Source organism: Paenibacillus sp. FSL H7-0940, assembly GCF_037979415.1.
In the GTDB taxonomy this organism is placed as follows: Bacteria; Bacillota; Bacilli; order Paenibacillales; family Paenibacillaceae; genus Paenibacillus; species Paenibacillus amylolyticus.
Map to the genome: position 1 here is coordinate 5,015,618 of NZ_CP150280.1, position 19,978 is coordinate 5,035,595.

The following is a 19,978-nucleotide window of genomic DNA, read 5'->3' on the forward strand; positions in this document are numbered from 1 at the left end:
AGCCAAAAGTCGCTCTCACCCGATACCCTCACAAAAGCAATTTGACTACCGTTTTTATTGAAACTTGTTTAACACAAGTTCAGCTAAAAAGGAATGTTCTAATTCGCGTTTGTTTCGTTTCGATATCTAGTTTTCAAAGAACAAGCTCCATGCAAAAGCAAGCTGCTTGAGAGTTTGAGGCTCTCAAAACCGAACAACGAGTGAGTAGTTTGTGCTTTTCATTTCATCCACACCGAAGTGATGGACCGAAATGAATCGCTGTCGCAGGTTCTAAGAACCTGCTTATTTGAATGTTTCCGTTGCAGGAAACGATTCTCCATAGAAAGGAGGTGATCCAGCCGCACCTTCCGATACGGCTACCTTGTTACGACTTCACCCCAATCATCTATCCCACCTTCGGCGGCTGGCTCCTTGCGGTTACCCCACCGACTTCGGGTGTTATAAACTCTCGTGGTGTGACGGGCGGTGTGTACAAGACCCGGGAACGTATTCACCGCGGCATGCTGATCCGCGATTACTAGCAATTCCGACTTCATGCAGGCGAGTTGCAGCCTGCAATCCGAACTGAGACCGGCTTTGTTGGGATTGGCTCCATCTCGCGATTTCGCAGCCCGTTGTACCGGCCATTGTAGTACGTGTGTAGCCCAGGTCATAAGGGGCATGATGATTTGACGTCATCCCCACCTTCCTCCGGTTTGTCACCGGCAGTCTATCTAGAGTGCCCACCCGAAGTGCTGGCAACTAAATATAAGGGTTGCGCTCGTTGCGGGACTTAACCCAACATCTCACGACACGAGCCTGACGACAACCATGCACCACCTGTCTCCTCTGTCCCGAAGGAAAGATACATCTCTGCATCGATCAGAGGGATGTCAAGACCTGGTAAGGTTCTTCGCGTTGCTTCGAATTAAACCACATACTCCACTGCTTGTGCGGGTCCCCGTCAATTCCTTTGAGTTTCAGTCTTGCGACCGTACTCCCCAGGCGGAGTGCTTAATGTGTTAACTTCGGCACCAAGGGTATCGAAACCCCTAACACCTAGCACTCATCGTTTACGGCGTGGACTACCAGGGTATCTAATCCTGTTTGCTCCCCACGCTTTCGCGCCTCAGCGTCAGTTACAGCCCAGAGAGTCGCCTTCGCCACTGGTGTTCCTCCACATATCTACGCATTTCACCGCTACACGTGGAATTCCACTCTCCTCTTCTGCACTCAAGTCACCCAGTTTCCAGTGCGATCCGGGGTTGAGCCCCGGGATTAAACACCAGACTTAAATGACCGCCTGCGCGCGCTTTACGCCCAATAATTCCGGACAACGCTTGCCCCCTACGTATTACCGCGGCTGCTGGCACGTAGTTAGCCGGGGCTTTCTTCTCAGGTACCGTCACCTTGAGAGCAGTTACTCTCCCAAGCGTTCTTCCCTGGCAACAGAGCTTTACGATCCGAAAACCTTCATCACTCACGCGGCATTGCTCCGTCAGGCTTTCGCCCATTGCGGAAGATTCCCTACTGCTGCCTCCCGTAGGAGTCTGGGCCGTGTCTCAGTCCCAGTGTGGCCGATCACCCTCTCAGGTCGGCTACGCATCGTCGCCTTGGTGAGCCGTTACCTCACCAACTAGCTAATGCGCCGCAGGCCCATCCCCAAGTGACAGATTGCTCCGTCTTTCCAGTTTCCTTCAGGCGAAGAAAACAATTATTCGGTATTAGCTACCGTTTCCGGTAGTTGTCCCAAACTTGAGGGCAGGTTGCCTACGTGTTACTCACCCGTCCGCCGCTAACTATCAGAGAAGCAAGCTTCTCTTCAAGTCCGCTCGACTTGCATGTATTAGGCATGCCGCCAGCGTTCGTCCTGAGCCAGGATCAAACTCTCCAATAAAGTATTGAAAAGAGCGATAAGCTCATTTTGAATCTGACGAGATTAAAAATCTCATTTGTGCTCCAGTCGATTCAAGCCAAGGCTTGTCTCAAACTTTCGCGTTCATTCTGCAAGCAGAATGTTTACTCACTCGTTGTTCAGTTTTCAAAGATCAAACTTATTTTGTTACCGAATGTCGTTCTCTTCAGCAACTCTTATATAATATCATGTCCGAACCAACTTTGCAAGCTCTTTTTTTAAGTTTCTTTCGAAGCTTATTTCAATCGCTTGCCGCACCGTGTATCTCGTGTTTTTTTGGCCGGAAATAGAATATACCATGTAGAACACACACTTGTAAAGAGTTAATTTCAAAACATATCAAATCCACGATCTAACCATATTAAGGACCTGCAATCTACAATGAACTCTTAGGTTCAATTGTATTATCCTGCAGCTTGATCTTCTTTATTTAATCTGTCTTTCTTCTATATATAAGAAGGTAACCCTCTCAACTCTTATATTCGAGACGAAAGGGTTACCTTCTATAGTAATCTATATTTATTTACGTTCTACTTTATATCCTTTATCCTCAAGCAGTTTCACGATGCCGTGATCGCCCAAGTAGTGTGCCGCACCAACAACAATGAAATATTCCTCACCTTTGCCGTTTTTCAAGTAACCATCGATTTTGTCCGCCATACCAATGTTACGATCAACCAGCATTGCTTTGTTATATTCCTCGTTAGTGGAGAAGCTGTTTGTCAGTTCAAGCAGTTGCTCATCATTACCCGTTTTCCACATCTCAGCCATTTCTTTCACACTGTTATCCAACACGTCGAAGTTTTCGATTGTCGCTTTCAGTGTTTCCTCTTGTGTTTCTTTGGAAAAGTCGTTAAACATGCCAAGTTGAGATTGATAACTCTCCAACTCAATAACTGGAAGTTTGCGCTCGATCGCTTTCTGGATGAAATACAGGTCCACTCCTGCTGACGCTTCGTATCCTGCCGTTGTGGACTTCAAACTTGCAAGTGTGCTCTCTACTACCCAAGGCTTAAATGCATCCAAGGTGTTAGACTCCAGACCATTTTTCTTCAAAACATCACCCAGCTTAGTATACGTTTCACTGGAAATGTGGTCTTTCAGTGTTGTTCCATCTTGATACGAACCCAGACTTAGAACCAGCTTTTGCTGCTCTTCATCAGCGGCTTTGCTAATATCAATCTCTACCCCGAGATAGTCAGCTTCCGCAAAGGCTTCTTCAAACTCCGGACGCAATGGATAGAAGCTCTCATCCGCAATATGCATGGACCCTACCAGATAGACCGTGTTGCCATTGCTTTCAACTTCCCACATGAATCCACGTCCACCGGTTTGAGCAGTTTCGGTTGCTCCACCTTTGGATACCAACAGCACGGTGCGCGTTGCAGCATCCCAGCGAACTTCATAACCCGCTGCATCACCGACGATGCGGATTGGCGCATACGTTACACCGTTGATACGTGTAAGCTTGCTTTTGAGTGTAATCGTTTTGCCATCTACTACAGCCGTGATCGTATCATCTGTCGCAGTTGTTAGCTTCACGTCCATAGCTTCCAGCGTAGTCCGCAGTGGAACCAATGTTGTACCTTTCTCCAGGATCGGCGCTCCTGTAGCATATTTCACAGCTTCGTCATTAACCTTGACGGAAGTTCCTTGTGGAGCAGCCATAGCTGGTACTGCAGATGCGAGCAACCCTACCGAGATTGTAAGAGATAAGAGCATGCGTTTCCAATTCTTCATACTTATGTATCCTCCTTTAAGGAATATAGTTGCCAATCCAATTTTTAATAGAATAGACATACTTAGATACTACGGTTAAAGATGGGAATTGGTGCCACTCCGCAAACGGAGCAGCACTTTCTCCCTTCATTACTCTCATTAGATAAGAAACAATAAATAGGAAACAATCATATAGGTTCAATGTTAGATATTCGCAAAGTCTAAGCTATGCCAAGATAAATAGATACTTATCAGCGCTAGGAAAAAAAGGCTATAGAAACCTTCGGATTGCCCCACAGCTTCACTCCATATGCGACGAAGAAAATAGCGATAGCTAATTTGGAGATGCTTTGGTAGTTGCCCTGCTCTGAAAAGGCTTAACTGCTAAATACAATTGAAAGTAGTAGTTGTAGTCAGGATCGAACAATGCTTTAAACCACAGAGGTTCCCTCAAAAACTGTATATAGAACCCTTTTAACTGCTGCATGATCATCGACCCTCTTCTGAACTCGATTTAATATGACCACCGACACAGCACACCACTTGTCATAATAGTGAGAAAAAGTCATCAATAAAGCTTATCTATCAGGACATATTTTCATGATAAGTAGGAAAAAGCGCAAAACTCATTTTGCATCTTCATAAATGATAATGTATACGGATTTTTGCGATATTTCATCTTAATTATACATAGCAAAAAGACCACTATCTAGTATTAGATAACAGTCTCATTTTAGAATACTTTATTCATTTAAATTAAAATCATTCCGTCTTCTATTCTTCTACAGAAACATAAATACTTAATCGTATGCGAATTGCCGCTATCTCAAAACCAGTTAGAATCATAATCCAGTGATCTTTCCTCCCCTTCTTTCTCTAGTAATATGTTCAGGAAAACATCAAGCAGCTCCTATCAGCTTGAGTACAACTAAAAATATTGCTGGGATAATCGAATTGATGGAATTAAATATTCAGTGAACGATGATATTCGACCATATATTTCTGATAGCTCCTTCTAAAGTAAGTAGAAGCTGAATCCTTATTCTTGCCGCTTCATTCGGAAAAAATCTCACAAATTTTGTGCTTCGGCATGTAGTTGTCATGATTCATCCTCTGGTATAGAGTCTAACTAATCTTTTTGCACATTTCGGTACAGTTTATCTAATATCGTTTTTAACTGATTTAATTCATCGTGTTCCAAACCTCGTGTAACATAGTCATGCGCGTTTTTAACTGTTAACAACAGCTTTCCTTTAACCTCTTGACCTTTAGAGGACAAATATAAATAATGTGAGCGCTTATCCTGATCATGAACAATACGTCGAACCATGCCCTTGCGTTCTAAAGAATGTATCATTCTCACTACCGTTGTTTGATCCCGATCGATGGCCTCCGCCAGCTCTTTTTGAGTCATAGCTTTATCTATATCAAGACAGGAGATAATGCTCCACTGCTCCGGTGTCACCTTGTAGGGCTTTAATTGTTTCGTAAAATAGTTTGTAAGCTTGACATCTGTACGATGGATCAAGAAGCCGGTAATATTATATAAGTCCATTGCAGTACCCTCATTTATCATTTTCTTAAATCAAATATAGTCGATCTCTCAAAGGTTACACATGAAATCCGTCAAAAATTCGTTAATTTCGTTTAGAAAAAATGATACATGGATACAATCAAGCTAAGTATGAACAAAATGAGTGCTGGAATGGCCTTCTGAATCGGATCTTTAGCTAAGACTATTAAAGTAAACGCTCCAGCAAGCATTGTTCCGGCTAGAAGCAAACCAGCTAAAATTGCTGCGACAGGCATCCAGATGCCAACGATCATACCAGCTGCCCCCACAATCTCGAACGAACCAGTCAAAACATTAAAGAACGATGGCAGTCCAAAACGTTTAAACTCATTGGCCATTTTACCGGAAATAATTTTGCTTCCTGTAAAAAGGAAAAAACCACCTAATAGAACCTGTAAAACTGTGATAAAAATGAACATATCTACCCCTCTTTCATAAAGTTATGCATATGAATTTTATATATGCTATAGCATATATTTTGTTTGAAATTTTATATATTGTCAACCCTAAAATAAAGCTTTATAGATTATAGCCCTCTTATATCCTTTTAATTTTTCTTAGATTATCGTTCCAAAGGAAGCTTTCTTTTTCACATATCGTTAATATTTTCTAGCATGGATAATTCAATTTCTGTTCTTTGTTGAACTGTGGTAAATTTCTCTGTAATCAGCCAATTAAAAGCCTATGCTTCTTACTTTCAATAAATTTAGTAACAAACAAAGGTAATTTACTTAACTTATTGTCAATTCGACCTACGGAATGTAATTTAGCTTGTTTATACAAAAATCAACCATCCCAAATTAAATATAACTTCTAAGTAATTATTCGTTCTTGACTGTTTGTATCGAACACCATTAAACAACATGTAGCGCGTTCAACATTAAATTGGCCACCAATGGCTACAAGCTAATTTAAAATAGAGATATGCGTATTTATGGATAAATACGCATATCTCTATTTGCGACAACACACATTTTTTTATTAAAAAACACTCAACCTAGATCTTATATGCCTTCATGGCTTTAAACAATTCCTTAAAGGTTGGACGTTTACCGTACATCAACACACCTGTGCGATAGATTTTGGCTGCAAGCCATCCGAAGATGATAATGGATATGATGAGAATCGCTAAGGACGTTAGAATCTCCCAAGTTGGCGCAACTCCTGCGCCAATTCGTACCAGAATCGCGGTCGGCGACGTGAATGGAATGAAGCTTGCGATTTTCAACAACAGAATGTTCGGCGTAGAAATACTGAAGATCGCAATATAGAAGGAAACAAGCGACAACATCGTAATCGGCAGAACAGCCTGACCGAGTTCTTCAGTACGGCTTACCATTGAACCAATGGCAGCAAACAACACGGCATACAGGAAGTAACCCAGAATGTAGAATATGAGTCCGTACACAATAACCGCAATATTCACATCACTTACACTCATATTGAAATCACCTAATACTGCACGGTTATGCGGCAGCAAGATATTTCCGGCAACCACCGCTCCAAAGATCCCGATTTGCAGCATCCCCACCATGAAAATCCCGATGATTTTACCAAACATCTGACTGAGCGGTGATACACTCGTAATCAGAATTTCCATAATACGTGAGCTCTTCTCAGCTGTGATCTCAGAGGCAATCATGTTACCTGTCATCATCGTTGAGGTAAACAGCAGAATGATCAGCAAGTACACCACAATATAGTTAATCGGGCTCATTTTACCTTCAGACTCAGTACCTGCTCCGCTCTCATCTGTACTCAAACTTTGCTCAGTGAGCTTCACAGGTGTTGTAATCAGTTCCTTCTGCTCCGCTGTGAGTACATCCTTCACAACCACATCCAGCTTCACACTCTGCAACGCTGCTTCAATGGATGCAATGATCTGAGGTGATACGTCTTCTGCTGAATATAGAATGGGCTGCGGGAACTCTTGCCCGGATACTGCTTCAAACTTCAGATAACCATCGGTAAGCCCAGCTTCCGCATCTGCTTTAAGGGCCGCCTCATCCTTGTCTCCACTGGCAATGAATCGATAGGCCTGATCTCCTTGAGCCGCAGAGAAGCTCTCCAGTTTCTCGGAAACTTCAGGCTGCCCTGTACTCAGAAGACCGATATTTACAGGATTACTGCTTGAAGCTCCACCAATGGAACCCCCGTTGAATAAGGTAATGAAATACGGAACATTGAGTCCGATTGAAATTAAAAGTGCAAGTACAATGGTCGTTACCATGAATGATTTCGTTTTAACTTTGTTTTTAAATGTAAAACCCGTAATCGTTCCCATTTTATTCATTCGACTCACCTACCTCACGAATAAAGATTTGGTTAAGCGTTGGTTCCTTCAGTTCAAAGTGTTCCACTGTCGTCTGAGTCATGGCTGTTCTCAGAATCTCTTGAGCCGCTTCCACCTGACTAATATGTATCAGGTAACCACGCTCATTTCGCTCGACTTTCTTCACACCAGGCAACTGTTCAAGTCCTTCCACACTACCAATCGTACCCAGGAATACCTGTTCACGCGGATACCGGCTCTTGATCTCCTTGATCTCTCCTTGTACCACCGTGTTGGAACGATGCAGAATGGTGATCTGACGACACAACTCTTCAACGTGCTCCATACGGTGTGTTGAGAACAGAATGGCCGTGCCTTCATCACGCAATTCCTTGACGGTGGACTTGAGTAATTCCACGTTCACAGGATCCAGTCCACTGAACGCTTCATCCAGAATGAGAATCTGCGGTCTATGCACTACAGCCGCGATAAAGCCCATTTTCTGCTGATTACCTTTGGATAACTCCTCGATCTTCTTATCGTAATACTCAGGTACCTCAAACCGATTCAGCCAGTACTTGAGGCTCTGATCTGCGTCCTTACCATTCATGCCACGAAGTCGTGCCAGATAATTAATCTGTTCGCTGACTTTCACCTTCGGGTACAATCCGCGCTCTTCCGGAAGATAACCCATAATCTGTTGCAGCTCCGTATTATAGGGCTTGCCGTTGTACAGGATATTCCCTCCGTCCGGGTGAATCAGTCCAAGCACCATACGCATTGTGGTTGTTTTACCTGCACCATTGGCTCCGAGCAGTCCGTAAATCTCCCCCTCTTTTACATTGAGCGTGACTCCATTAACGGCTGTTTTGTCTGCATATTGCTTGACGACTTGCTTCAATTCCAATCGGTTCATCATTTATCGTCTCCCTTCGGTTATTTCCACTGTACGGGTGCATACCCGGCAATCCAGAATGCCAGCACTTCATCCAATTCCAAGTTACGGATTTTCAATACCCGGTTATTGGACAGCTCCAGCCTCTCCTGCGCCTCGCTGACCCGGGTTGTAATTACGCGAACCAGACCTCCCTCTTCTATAGAAGATTCCACAACACCAGGAATACTTTCTGGCCTTAAATCTCCTTCATACCAGACTTCTTTCCACTGATCGAGCACCATATCTTTCTCGGCCATCCCCAGTGACTGACCACGGTGCATCAATACGATGTAATCCGCAAGCCTTTTGACTTCGTCTGCAATATGTGTGGCAATCAGAATCGTGGTGTCTCCCCCCGCCATGAAGGTACGGAACTGCTCAACCATCACTTTCCAGGCAAAAGGGTCCAATCCTGATGAAGGCTCATCCAAAAGCAATAGTCTTGGGCGAGCTGCAATTGCAGCTGCAATCTCAAATTTTCGCCTTTCTCCCTTGGACATCTTGTTCAGCTTCACATCAACAGGTACTTCCATATCCTGAATCAGTTGGTCGAACAACTTCATATCCCAACGTGGGTACCAGTACGCCCGGAAATGGGCCGCTTCTTGTGCTGTTATCCGGTTCTCTTCTGAACCAGCGTTATCTGCCACAAAACCAATCTGTTGTCTCAGTTCAATGGGAAGTGGCCCATCATGTTCCTGACCAAACCATATAATCTGCCCAGCATCTGGCAGCACCACTTGCTGTAACATGTTAAGAAGGGTGCTTTTTCCTGAACCGTTGTGACCGAGAATAGCCACTATATACCCTTCCGGGATGGTCAGATCAATTGGGCCGATAACTCTGCGTTTTCGCATTTTGGATACGCCGTTCAACTGGATTGCTATGGGTTCCACGTATGAATCACTCCCTTACTTCACGTAAATAGCCTTCAGGACTTCCCGGAATAGGCTCTCCATCTCTTCTTCCGTACAGCCTACCGATTTCCCGGACTGCACCGCTGCCTGCATCGCTTCCTGTGCGGCCTTTAATCTATAATTTTCTCTGTCACCGGCTTCTACCTGGGCCACAAATGTACCTGTCCCCTGCTTCGTACGAAGCAAGCCTTCATTCTCCAGATCCTGATAGACCCGTCTAACCGTAATAACACTGCAATTCAGTGCTCCGGCGAACTCACGAATGGACGGCAAATGTGTTCCCTCCCCCAACTGACCCGTAATAATTAACGATCTTAACTGATTTTCAATTTGGTGGTATAAAGGTTCAGCGCTATTTTCATTAATTTGAATGGGTATTTTCACATCTTGCACCTCGCCCTCCGGTACACTCCAGTCTGTTACCTGACCGTGCCGGTTTCATCCTGTATTCGTACATAAGCTCAATTCTCATTTTAATTCAAATCCCGATGAACCAGCTTCTTCAGCGTAAAACGACTAGACAGCCATAATCCCGCTACGCCAGCCACCAGAGAAATCCACATGATCGGGGAAAGCAGCCCCCATGATTTACTTCCATCCATTACAATCCGCAATCCGTAACTGCCTGATATTCGAATCAGTATGGATATGCCAATGGCGAATGGTATAAAAAGCATACTGAGAAGCAAGTATTTCTTGCCACTGTTCAGAAACTCTCCGTAAATATAGAACCCTGTTACCAAAAGGCCATAACCTGTACAGGTAAGGCTAAAGGCCAGATACTGATCCCATCGGAATCCTTCGACATGAAGGTTAACCACGTATAACGATCCGTAGAAAAAGATTCCATTGTACGTAAACGCCATCAGAGACTGCTGTAGCCTGGACCACATCACCACTTGTTCAGGAATGGGAATTCTACGATAGTAGGCCAGCATCTGCGTATAAGAATCTTCCTGTATGTAACGGAAGGAGCGCCTGCAGAACATAAACCCTTGAAATGGCAACATGATTAAAAAGAAGGAATCCACTACTGGATTAATAATATCTGTCTGTTGTTGTCCTAAAAACATCACACCGCTCATACCGCCAGTGTATATCATGAATAATGCAGACCATAGCCATTGGAGCCTATCCTTACTCATCTGGCTGCGGGTCAACCACCACGCCTGCTTCCATTCGTTCATATGCATGCCTGCCTTTCACCTGTCATTCACTCATGTTGCTTACTGTGATTACTGTATATATCAATATACACAGTATACAGACCTATTTCTCATCCCGTCAACCCCTAATTTTCCTGAATCAGGAAGACGGGATGGGACACAGTACGAATTTACGTTAAAATAAATTATAGTAACGAACCCTAGAAAGGAAGGTTACAGCTATGGATTGGCTGGTAGAGATCGGATTTGTCCTCCTTTTCCTTATCGTCGTAATCTGGTTGGTCCTCCGGGATGAGCCTCATCGTCATTCTGCCAAAAAAGGCAGACACCGCATCCGCCGTAACAACGGTTATACCGACTCTGCTTCGGGATATCCGGTCATTATGGGAGATGACTCCTACGATCGACATGCTAGACACACACCGGATCACAAACATCATGATTCGGATTCTTCAGGAGGCACACATTCTCATCACAACAGCGATAGTGGTAGCAGCAATGACAGCGGTGGAGATAGTGGCGGCGGAGACAGTGGGGGTGGCGGGGATTAAACATCATTCCCCAATCACAAAAGAAGGGCTGTACCCGTTATTGTGTAAACACAATTCGGGTACAGCCCTTTGCCGCTCTCTAGCACCTGTTAGAAGAAGAGGACTTACGATTAAACGAGGTTATAACCACTAGGCAGACTGCGATCCCTGCGGATTGCGCGAATCTGAGCCAGCGTTAACCGTTGATTGGTGGAGATCAGGGATTCCACATCATTGCCACGGATCAGATCATCCAAATCTCTCAAGTTGGTGTTGCCTCGGAAGACTCGGAATCCACCTTGGAAGTTAGGACGTGTAAACACAACCAGTGTTGCATTGGAACTTGTTGAGAAAAAGCGCAGGCTCTCCACCCCATCCAAAATATTGTCAAGGTTACGAAGACCCGTGTTGCCACGATAGATGCGGCTTCTCCCTCTGTAGTTCTCTTCTGAATACACGGTAAGACGTGGATACGTCTGACTGACGTTGACTGTTTTTTTCATTTTGTTTCCCCCTCTCGAACTCATTCTATGAATGAATGAGAGAGGAAGCGTGGACGAATGATCTGCTAGATTCGTCCATTTTCATATTTTCAGAAGAGAGTAGTGAAGCACGTCCGAGTAACCGGAGGTTATATCTCTACTTCTATACGCCGAGGATAACTTCCCACACCGGACGTGTATGACCACCAGGATATAAGAGATATAGAAGAACATACACGATAACACCTGTTAGCGCTGACCCGAACCAGATCATGGACGTGAACTTACCCCAGCGGCGATGTTTTCCGAACTTCTTTTTGAACCCCAGCACTAGTGTGGAGATGCCAAATATCGCTGCCACGGTAGCCAGGATAATATGAAAGATCAGAAATATCCGATAAAAGATCTCCAGATCCGGGTCCCCGCCCCAAGCTGTATTGCCCACGAACACTGTACGAGACATATAGATCACAAAGAAGATTAGAGCTGCAATCGCACCTGCTACCATGGCGGACTGATGAGCCTCACGTTTCCCCCGAATAATCAGTACCCATCCAATCCCCACCAGTACTGCACTAATCACAATGAAAGAAGTACTGATCGTTGGTAGCCAAAAATACATATCCATCGTGTGTTCCCCCTCTTGTCAGAACATTACTTCATTATTTGGCAGCCGGATTGAGCGGCCCCCCTGCGCCTCCTGCAGGATAAGAATCATCATCATCTTCCTGCTTCTCTTTCCGATACCATTGGAAAAAGACATAGGATAACATCGAGGCGAAGATTCCTTCCTGAATAAACTTCATTACAATGCCACCGACCTGCTGATCTTCCTTCGCGGAAGACAGGAAGTTGAAGAACGCAGGCCCACCGAATGAGCGAAGTAACGCCGTAGAATCTCCAGACACACAATACCGCATGGCTTCAGCCCATACTGCCGGGTTGCTGTACGTCTGATACAACGGCTCGGACGCAAAAATAATCAATCCACACGCAGGCGTAAGCAGTACCATATTCAGAAAAATAAAACCGATCTTGGATAACCCCGATGCTTGTCTGCCTTCTGGCAACGGATTCAGCAATGTCCACCACATGAGCATCGAGGTGATGAACAGTGCAATATAATACAACCGGTGAACGGTAAAATTCAGCATGACGTAATCATGTACAATCGGTAGGTGATACAGCGAGAACAGCCCGTTAAAGAGCACTGCCGCAACGATCGGATGAGCCAGGAACGATAGCTGGCGTGTAGGCAACCAGCGTACGATTCTGCGCCATACCCAGATCGGCAAACCTTTCATCATCAGCGGCGGAGCTACCAGATAGGAGAACGCCATACTTACCATGTGGAAGCTAAACATCACGTGACCAAGCAGATTAAAGGGTCCAGCTTGAGCCAGATATAGGACAAATAGCCCTGTAATAAACATGATTTTCTGTGCAGCAGTCGCAGGTTCTGCATCCTTTATTTGTTCGCTTAACGGTCCCACAAGCACCAGATAAGCCGCAGCAATGATCAGAAATAAAGCCAATATAAGCGGACTCCATAAGTCGTTAAAGCTAAAATATTGCAACCCGAGCATACGGGAAACCTCCCCGTGACCTGATTTGATTGTTGCCTTCATTACTTTGTGAAGATTCATTCGGCAAAAAGGGGAAAAGACGGCGGCAATGCGCCGCCGCCATCTCTTTTACCACCAGACCCAATAGAGTGCCATAATGATGCACGTAAAGGCTACGAAAAAGCCAAAGGCCATGAACAGAATCGGCATCAAGTGCCCTTTGTCCTTCAAGTGCATCCAATAACCCAATTGAACGAATACTTGAAGAATAGCCATGACGAGCAAAATAATAATGATAAAGGTTGTGTTGACCCCTCCGGCAGAAGCAGCCGCAAACGCAATCAGCGTAAGAATAATGGAGAAGATAAACACCACGACGTGTTTCTGTGGCCCTTCCGTCCGGTGACGGTGTTTCACAGGCTGTTGATCTGTCTTATCCTGTGCCGACATGTGCTACCCCACCTTTCCGAGCAGGTACACGACCGTAAAGATGAACACCCATACCACGTCAATAAAGTGCCAGTACATTGCGGAGACGTATACTTTAGGTGCGGTTACGACCGTCAATCCTTTTTTGAACAGCTGACCGATAATGATTCCGATCCACACAATACCAAAAGCAACGTGGGCTCCGTGGAACCCGACCAGTGTATAGAATGCTGAACTGAATGCACTCGTGGTCATGCCAAACTCTTTATGTTTCACATACTCGTAGAACTCGTAAATTTCCAGTGCGAGAAATCCCATACCCAGTACTACCGTGATGCCAAGCCACAACGCTAGTGCATCTCGCTTGCCCTTATGCATGGCCTGAATCGCAAATACACTCGTCAAACTACTGACCAGGAGAATGAACGTTGCAGCGGCCACAAGTGGCAGGTGGAACAGTTCATTCGCCGTAGGTCCATCATTGGTTTGGCCACGAAGAGCCAGGAAGGTAGCAAAGAGTGTACCGAACAGTACCGTTTCGCCGCCAAGGAACAACCAGAAGGCGATAAGCTTGTTACGGCCTTCCAGCGTTGCTTTCTCCGGTTCATGCGGCAATTTGTCGTTCACCGGTTCGGCATGTGAGGTTGTCATGTTCTAGCCCCCTTCTCATCCTGATCCTCCGGTTCAATATGCCAGCCATGATCATCATAAAGTGAACGAAGTGCCATTGCTCCAAATGTGATTACGAGACCAATAATAACTACAATATAATTGTTGAAAATGACATTCATAAATGCATTACCAAATTCATCATTGCTGAACATCAAGCCAAGTCCGGCGATAAAGATACCTACTGACATTACAAACGGCAACGGCGTTGCTGAAGGCATATGAATCGAACCTACAGGTTCTGCCGGTGTCATCTCCGTATGTCCTGCCATTTTTTCCTTCCAATATGCATCAATTCCGCGTACCAGCGGCGTCTGCTTGAAATTATATTCCGGCGGCGGAGATGGAATAGACCATTCCAGTGTACGGCCGTCTTCCCACGGATCGTTTGGCGCGCCAGCCGGTTTTCTCATTGTGATTACAATATTCACGAGGAACATGATAACCCCAACACCCATTAGAAACGCACCGACGGAGCTGACCAGATTGAGCAGGTCAAAGTCCTGATTCGGCAAGTATGTAACGATCCGGCGCTGCATCCCCATCAGACCGAGGAAATGCTGTACAAAGAACGTTAATTGGAAACCGATCATAAATGTCCAGAACGTCCATTTGCCCAGTGTTTCGCTGAGAATACGTCCGAACATCTTCGGCCACCAGTAATGCAGTCCCGAGAACAATCCAAGTACGAGTCCCCCTACAATAACGTAGTGGAAGTGGGCTACAACAAAGTACGTATCATGGAACTGGAAGTCTGCCGGAGCAGATGCCAGCATAACGCCTGTAACACCACCCATAACGAAGGTTGGGACGAATCCAACAGCAAACAGGTTTGCCGCTGTAAAACGGATCTGTCCACCCCACATCGTAAAGAGCCAGTTAAAGATTTTGATCCCGGTAGGTACGGCAATCAACATCGTGGAGATGGAGAAAAGCGCGTTGGCTACATTACCCAGACCTGTTGTAAACATGTGATGCGCCCATACCATGAAGCCCAGAAAGGCAATCAGGATGGTAGCAAATACCATGGAGCTGTATCCGAACAACCGTTTACGCGAGAAGGTCGGAATAACCTCCGAGATAATACCAAATGCCGGCAAAATCAGAATGTATACTTCCGGGTGCCCGAAGATCCAGAAGATGTGCTGCCAGAGTACGGGGTTACCGCCACCTGCGACATCGAAGAAATTCGCTCCCAGTATACGGTCAAACGTCAAAAGTACAAGCCCTACCGTGATGGCAGGAAAAGCAAAAAGGATAATGGCAGATGTAATAAATGTCGTCCATGTAAACATCGGCATCCGCATGTAGGACATGCCTGGAGCACGCATTGTAATAATTGTTGCGAGAAAGTTAATGCCCCCGATGAGCGTTCCCAGACCCGCGATCTGAAGGCCGATGGTGTAGAAATCCACACCATGCGTTCCACTATACTCACTGCCCGAAAGCGGGGTATATGAGGTCCAGCCCGCATCCGGTGCTCCGCCCATAACCCAGCTCAGGTTCAGCAACAATCCACCAAACAGGAATGTCCAGAAACCCAACGCGTTAAGAAACGGGAAAGCAACGTCCCGTGCCCCGATCTGCAAAGGCACAACAGCATTCATAATGGCAAAAATAAGTGGCATGACACCGAGGAAAATCATCGTTGTTCCATGCATTGTAATCAATTCGTTGAAGACCTGTGCCGATACAAAATCATTCATAGGCTTCATCAGTTGAATCCGAATCAAAATGGCTTCAATGCCGCCGATTCCAAAGAAAAATCCACCCGCAACCAAATAGAGAATGGCAATTTTTTTGTGATCGACGGTGGTGATCCAATCCATCAAGCCCCTGTACCTCTTGACGCTATGCGCATGAGCCAAGGTTGTGTACCCCCTTCTTCGTCCTTGCTGTTCTATTCATAGTCCAATTTGTAGTTGGCCAGATATTCGGCAATTCCGTCGATTTCTTCATCCGTCAACCCAAGATCTTTGGGATTCGGCATGGTATTGCCCGGCTTCACGGATTGTGGATCATGGAGCCATTCTTTCATGTTATCCAGTACCGGACTACCTTCTTCCTGTCCCTCGCGAGAATTCAGCAAAATGCCTGCGACAGATTCCTTGCCGCCGATTCCCGTCAGGTTAGGTGCAACCGGTCCACCTTGATCACCAACAGCGTGGCAAGAAAGGCAGTTTGTTTTGAACTTTTCAGCCAATTGAGTGTCTTCAGGAAGGACTGCGGGTGCTTTCATCTGGTTCACCCATCTGTCAAAGGATTCCTGACTCACTGCTTTTACCTTAAACTCCATGAAAGCATGCGATCTGCCACATAATTCGGCACATTTACCACGGTAAACGCCTTCATTCGGTGCAGAGAAACTGAACTTGTTAAGTGTTCCATCCGGGTTTGTGTCCATTTTGCCCGCAAGTGACGGCACCCAGAAGGAGTGAAGCACGTCAGCGGTTTTTAATTCGAATGCAATTTTTGTTCCGGTCGGGATGATGAGATCTTGAGCGGTGGTTACGTCATATTGAGGATAAGTGAATTCCCACCAGTACTGATGCGAGGTGACTTGGACCTTAAGTGCATTTTTGTCATTGGACAGATCTTCGCCTTGGGCAAAAATCGTTTGGACCGTCGGTACTGCCAGAACAATAACCAGCAATAACGGAATGGCTGTCCAGATTACTTCCAGCTTGAAATTACCTTCAACCTGTTCGGGCATCTCAGTCTGCCCGGCTCGTCTACGAAACCGGATCAGAACATAGGCCGCTATGGCAAATACAATGATGAGCACCACGATCATAATCGCGATGGATAACTTCATCAGATCATATTGGCCTTGCGCTACAGGACCCTGAGGTTTCATTACCGACAAGTCTTCCCGCCCGCATGCGGATAGCAGCAAAGAGAACACCGCCAGCAAGGGGAGAATTCGCTTTGCAACCTGCCACTGTTTCATCATTGATCTACCCCACTTTTTTACGTTTTCGTAGATTACCGTTGTCGTTCGGTAGAAAGGCAACAAAAGGTACGTTTCAGCACGATACGCATAATCCTCTTCATCATACAGAACGCTTAGAAAAATAACGCTTCCAGTACTCCCGTGATTTCCTGCTCAGGGCATGTCTGCGCATTCTTCCAATTCATTCTATATGCTTCAATCACTTATTAAATATAAGTTGAGGGTATGATTTTGTCAATCTTTGGACACATGTTCACAAATTGTTCACTTTATGTAAAAAACCGCTCTACAACTTGATTTGCAAACGATTTCAGTTAAAAGTATTACACTCTACATTTGAAAATTTTTGCCAAATTTCGGTGATAAAACTCGATTTATTGGTGATTTTTCTCACATTGAAAACATGTGCTATTATGCAAAAGAAAGATCAGAATATATGGAAAACCTCTTCCATATCCATTCAGAAGACATGCCTACCGCTCCATACCGCTATCTTTAAGCTCAAAACAGCATGGAGCATTTGGGAGAAAGTTCAACTCAAGTCCTCTTATTCACTGACTTCATCTCACGTGCCATCGGTCAGAATCAAGGGGCCATTCCCAGTAATCGCAACCGTATGCTCATACTGGACCCCCCAGCTGCCATCTACCGTCCTTACCGTCCATCCATCTTCATCCCAGACAACGGCCCCAGAACTGCCTTTTGTAAAGATTGGTTCAATCGTAATAACCATGCCCTCGGTGAGCATCGTGCCCGTTCTACGTTTGCCATAAGGCAGAACATTTGGGGGTTCATGAATATATTGACCAATCCCATGACCGATGAGAGGCTTCACAATCCCGTACCGATACAGTCTGGCAGTTCGTTCAATGGCACTTCCAATATCTCCGAGTGTATTCCCTGGAACTGCCTGGGCAATCGCCCGCTCAAGTGCCTTCTCCGTGCGTCTCATCAGCTTGCGAATGGATCTGCTTGTTTCACCAATTCCATATGTCCAGGCCGAGTCAGCAAGCCAGCCGTTTTTGTTCACCACCATATCGATGGTCACTACATCCCCACTCGCCAGCTCCTCTTCCCCCGGAAATCCGTGGCAGACCACTTCATTGACAGAGGCACACGTTGCGTACGGATATCCTTTATACCCTTTTTGCTCCGGTGTGGCTCCTCGTGCTGCCAGAAACTCTTCCACCCGCTCATTAATCGCTGCTGTCGTGATACCGGGGATCATCCACTGCTCAATATGCTGGTGACAACTTCGCAAAATTCGTCCAGCTTCCCGCATGTAGCCAATCTCTTCTTTGGTTTTCAAAATAGGGTCCACATGCATTCATCCTTCCCGCTGTAGGTGTACTCCCATATATATGCAGCAGGAACGCAAAAAAAACCGCCTGCCGGAGCTTATCGCCCGGGAGACGGTTCTATTCATTATCGGAACAGTATAATCAGAGTTGTGTGTTGTTTCAGGACACGGAAGAATCCATCTTGACAAGCTCATGCTCAACCACAGAAGTCAATTCTTCCTCATATCCACCCGTAATCCGGTATTTTCTCACGTACTCCTTCACGAATTTTTTTGGATCTTTAGGACGGAAAATCCGAGTCATTTCCCTCAAACTTTCTTTGACCTCATTGTGACCTTTCGTTGCCATTGTAATTCCCTCCCAAAACGTTGAAAGTGAATGCTCCGTTTAGAGAATGCCGAATAAGTCTTAAATGCCATCCATGAAGTTGTGTGCGCGGCTTAAAGCAAGCTTTAGGTCGGGAACCTCGCTAGAAAGCAAGTACCTGACACAATAAATACCCGATATGATTCGGAATGAATCATAATCTTATTGTAGCATATTCGGAAGTATCTTACGACTTGACGATTTCCTCTAATAAATATAACGGTTTTCATGCCCAAAAAGTTTAATTCCGAATCATATGTTAAGATTGCCACCATTCTATACGGAATTAATATATCCAGCATAACACTGAACTATTCGGGGGATATTATCACGGACAACCCATACAGTTAAATTACTGGTATCCAAAGGAGGCGTCGTCTCATGGACCGCAAAGAACAAGATATGCTGCCCCTTTCGCATGAAAAGGTGGAAGTAGACGGAGTTTACATCAATGAAGCCGGACGTGAGGAACATCTGCACCGGGGGCAACATTTCCCGGCCGATCCCGTTCTTGGCAAGTCGGAATGGAAACTGACTGAATATGCATATGATAATCACCACGAAGGACAAACCGATGAGCGGTTGGTTCCCAAAGAAAATGACACCGATAAAATGGGCAAGATTACAAACCCTCGCAGACAGATCGAGGGCGGATAACGATTTCGTTCGTGCAACGTATTAATCGTAAACGACAATAGGGGCAGAGCAAGCTGTACAATGGCTTTCTCTGCCTCTGTTTGCTTTTTCCTATGTGTTACATCCCCATCCGTCACAGGCAAATTAATTCATCGGTTCAGTTCTGTCCCTCTCTCTCATAACCTAGTTAAAAAGGTCAAAGGAGGCTGGACCGGATGTCCCCCATGAAATCGTCTAGCGGTCTGGATGAAAATATTGCCGGTATGCTTTGTTATCTGTTTACCTTTGTAGGTGGGATTGTCTTTCTCGCTGTGGAGAAGCGGAGCCGGTTCGTGTTATTTCATGCGCTGCAATCTGTAACGGTCTTTGGCATCATTATGGTCGGGCATGTATTATCGGCTTTCCTTCCGTTGTTCGGACCACTGGTGGCATCGCTGTTATCCCTGCTTGGTGTAGTGGTCTGGCTTATTATGGTCGTTACCAGCTTACAGGGGAAATGGCTAAAACTGCCGTGGGTTGGCGATTTTGCAGAAAAACAGCTGCGTCATCTGTAACTTCAAACAAAAGGT

The 19,978-nt window shown here is 45.4% G+C and carries 20 protein-coding genes and 1 rRNA gene; 3 read left to right on the top strand and 18 right to left on the bottom strand.

The genetic code is table 11. The features are described from left to right. Nucleotides 1-322: 322 nt before the first annotated feature. The 9 genes from MHB71_RS22050 to MHB71_RS22090 form a co-directional block, all read right to left on the bottom strand. Nucleotides 323-1,876: ribosomal RNA gene (locus MHB71_RS22050) — 16S ribosomal RNA — on the bottom strand. Between the two features lie 537 nt (nucleotides 1,877-2,413). Beyond that, on the bottom strand, nucleotides 2,414-3,634 hold the full coding sequence (locus MHB71_RS22055) for a TraB/GumN family protein (protein WP_340027712.1): 1,221 nt from the start codon (nucleotides 3,632-3,634) through the stop codon (nucleotides 2,414-2,416). Nucleotides 3,635-4,742: 1,108 nt separating this feature from the next. Continuing rightward, nucleotides 4,743-5,168, bottom strand: coding sequence for a MarR family transcriptional regulator (locus MHB71_RS22060; RefSeq protein WP_076329710.1), 426 nt, complete (start codon nucleotides 5,166-5,168; stop codon nucleotides 4,743-4,745). A 92-nt stretch (nucleotides 5,169-5,260) separates the two neighbouring features. Continuing rightward, nucleotides 5,261-5,605, bottom strand: a complete 345-nt coding sequence (locus MHB71_RS22065) for a DoxX family protein (protein ID WP_036668601.1) — start codon at nucleotides 5,603-5,605, stop codon at nucleotides 5,261-5,263. A gap of 578 nt (nucleotides 5,606-6,183) precedes the next feature. Beyond that, a complete protein-coding gene (locus MHB71_RS22070; protein WP_340027713.1) occupies nucleotides 6,184-7,479 on the bottom strand; it encodes an ABC transporter permease in 1,296 nt (431 codons plus the stop codon). After that, nucleotides 7,472-8,374: an ATP-binding cassette domain-containing protein gene (locus tag MHB71_RS22075; protein WP_036613228.1), complete on the bottom strand. Its 903-nt coding sequence runs from the start codon at nucleotides 8,372-8,374 to the stop codon at nucleotides 7,472-7,474. The genes MHB71_RS22070 and MHB71_RS22075 overlap by 8 nt, the downstream gene beginning before the upstream one ends. A gap of 20 nt (nucleotides 8,375-8,394) precedes the next feature. Continuing rightward, nucleotides 8,395-9,291: an ABC transporter ATP-binding protein gene (locus tag MHB71_RS22080; RefSeq protein WP_211084178.1), complete on the bottom strand. Its 897-nt coding sequence runs from the start codon at nucleotides 9,289-9,291 to the stop codon at nucleotides 8,395-8,397. A 15-nt stretch (nucleotides 9,292-9,306) separates the two neighbouring features. Continuing rightward, the gene (locus MHB71_RS22085) at nucleotides 9,307-9,696 is read right to left on the bottom strand and encodes a GntR family transcriptional regulator (RefSeq protein ID WP_036613231.1); all 390 of its coding nucleotides are present in this window, start codon (nucleotides 9,694-9,696) and stop codon (nucleotides 9,307-9,309) included. 89 nt (nucleotides 9,697-9,785) lie between these two features. Beyond that, on the bottom strand, nucleotides 9,786-10,499 hold the full coding sequence (locus tag MHB71_RS22090) for a hypothetical protein (RefSeq protein ID WP_036613234.1): 714 nt from the start codon (nucleotides 10,497-10,499) through the stop codon (nucleotides 9,786-9,788). 200 nt (nucleotides 10,500-10,699) lie between these two features. Here MHB71_RS22090 and MHB71_RS22095 point away from each other — a divergent pair, with 200 nt between their 5' ends. Beyond that, nucleotides 10,700-11,029 (top strand): hypothetical protein, encoded by a 330-nt coding sequence (locus MHB71_RS22095; RefSeq protein ID WP_100526983.1) that lies wholly within the window; start codon nucleotides 10,700-10,702, stop codon nucleotides 11,027-11,029. Nucleotides 11,030-11,139: 110 nt separating this feature from the next. On the opposite strand, the gene MHB71_RS22100 is transcribed toward MHB71_RS22095, so the two are convergent. From MHB71_RS22100 to MHB71_RS22140, 9 genes are all read right to left on the bottom strand, one after another. Continuing rightward, nucleotides 11,140-11,511: a hypothetical protein gene (locus MHB71_RS22100; RefSeq protein WP_036613171.1), complete on the bottom strand. Its 372-nt coding sequence runs from the start codon at nucleotides 11,509-11,511 to the stop codon at nucleotides 11,140-11,142. 142 nt (nucleotides 11,512-11,653) lie between these two features. Beyond that, entirely contained in the window at nucleotides 11,654-12,118 is a 465-nt protein-coding gene (locus tag MHB71_RS22105; RefSeq protein WP_076329706.1) for a DUF420 domain-containing protein, read from the bottom strand. A gap of 34 nt (nucleotides 12,119-12,152) precedes the next feature. After that, nucleotides 12,153-13,076 carry a cytochrome c oxidase assembly factor CtaG gene (gene ctaG / locus MHB71_RS22110; RefSeq protein ID WP_340027714.1) on the bottom strand — a complete coding sequence of 308 codons (924 nt, stop codon included), beginning with the start codon at nucleotides 13,074-13,076 and terminating at the stop codon, nucleotides 12,153-12,155. A gap of 108 nt (nucleotides 13,077-13,184) precedes the next feature. After that, entirely contained in the window at nucleotides 13,185-13,505 is a 321-nt protein-coding gene (locus MHB71_RS22115; protein ID WP_036613178.1) for a cytochrome C oxidase subunit IV family protein, read from the bottom strand. Between the two features lie 3 nt (nucleotides 13,506-13,508). After that, nucleotides 13,509-14,135: a cytochrome c oxidase subunit 3 gene (locus MHB71_RS22120; protein ID WP_047840264.1), complete on the bottom strand. Its 627-nt coding sequence runs from the start codon at nucleotides 14,133-14,135 to the stop codon at nucleotides 13,509-13,511. After that, entirely contained in the window at nucleotides 14,132-16,021 is a 1,890-nt protein-coding gene (gene ctaD / locus MHB71_RS22125) for a cytochrome c oxidase subunit I (protein WP_047840265.1), read from the bottom strand. The genes MHB71_RS22120 and ctaD overlap by 4 nt, the downstream gene beginning before the upstream one ends. Nucleotides 16,022-16,053: 32 nt before the next feature. After that, a complete protein-coding gene (gene coxB / locus MHB71_RS22130) occupies nucleotides 16,054-17,106 on the bottom strand; it encodes a cytochrome c oxidase subunit II (protein ID WP_047840266.1) in 1,053 nt (350 codons plus the stop codon). 565 nt (nucleotides 17,107-17,671) lie between these two features. Then, a complete protein-coding gene (gene map, locus MHB71_RS22135) occupies nucleotides 17,672-18,433 on the bottom strand; it encodes a type I methionyl aminopeptidase (RefSeq protein ID WP_340027715.1) in 762 nt (253 codons plus the stop codon). Between the two features lie 133 nt (nucleotides 18,434-18,566). Beyond that, the gene (locus MHB71_RS22140) at nucleotides 18,567-18,755 is read right to left on the bottom strand and encodes a hypothetical protein (protein ID WP_017690840.1); all 189 of its coding nucleotides are present in this window, start codon (nucleotides 18,753-18,755) and stop codon (nucleotides 18,567-18,569) included. A gap of 399 nt (nucleotides 18,756-19,154) precedes the next feature. Between MHB71_RS22140 and MHB71_RS22145 the strand changes: the two genes are divergently transcribed. Together MHB71_RS22145 and MHB71_RS22150 are read left to right on the top strand one after the other, a co-directional pair. Next, on the top strand, nucleotides 19,155-19,430 hold the full coding sequence (locus tag MHB71_RS22145) for a transposase (protein WP_340027716.1): 276 nt from the start codon (nucleotides 19,155-19,157) through the stop codon (nucleotides 19,428-19,430). 194 nt (nucleotides 19,431-19,624) lie between these two features. Further along, nucleotides 19,625-19,963, top strand: coding sequence for a membrane protein (locus MHB71_RS22150; protein ID WP_047840268.1), 339 nt, complete (start codon nucleotides 19,625-19,627; stop codon nucleotides 19,961-19,963). The last annotated feature ends 15 nt before the right edge of the window (nucleotides 19,964-19,978 follow it).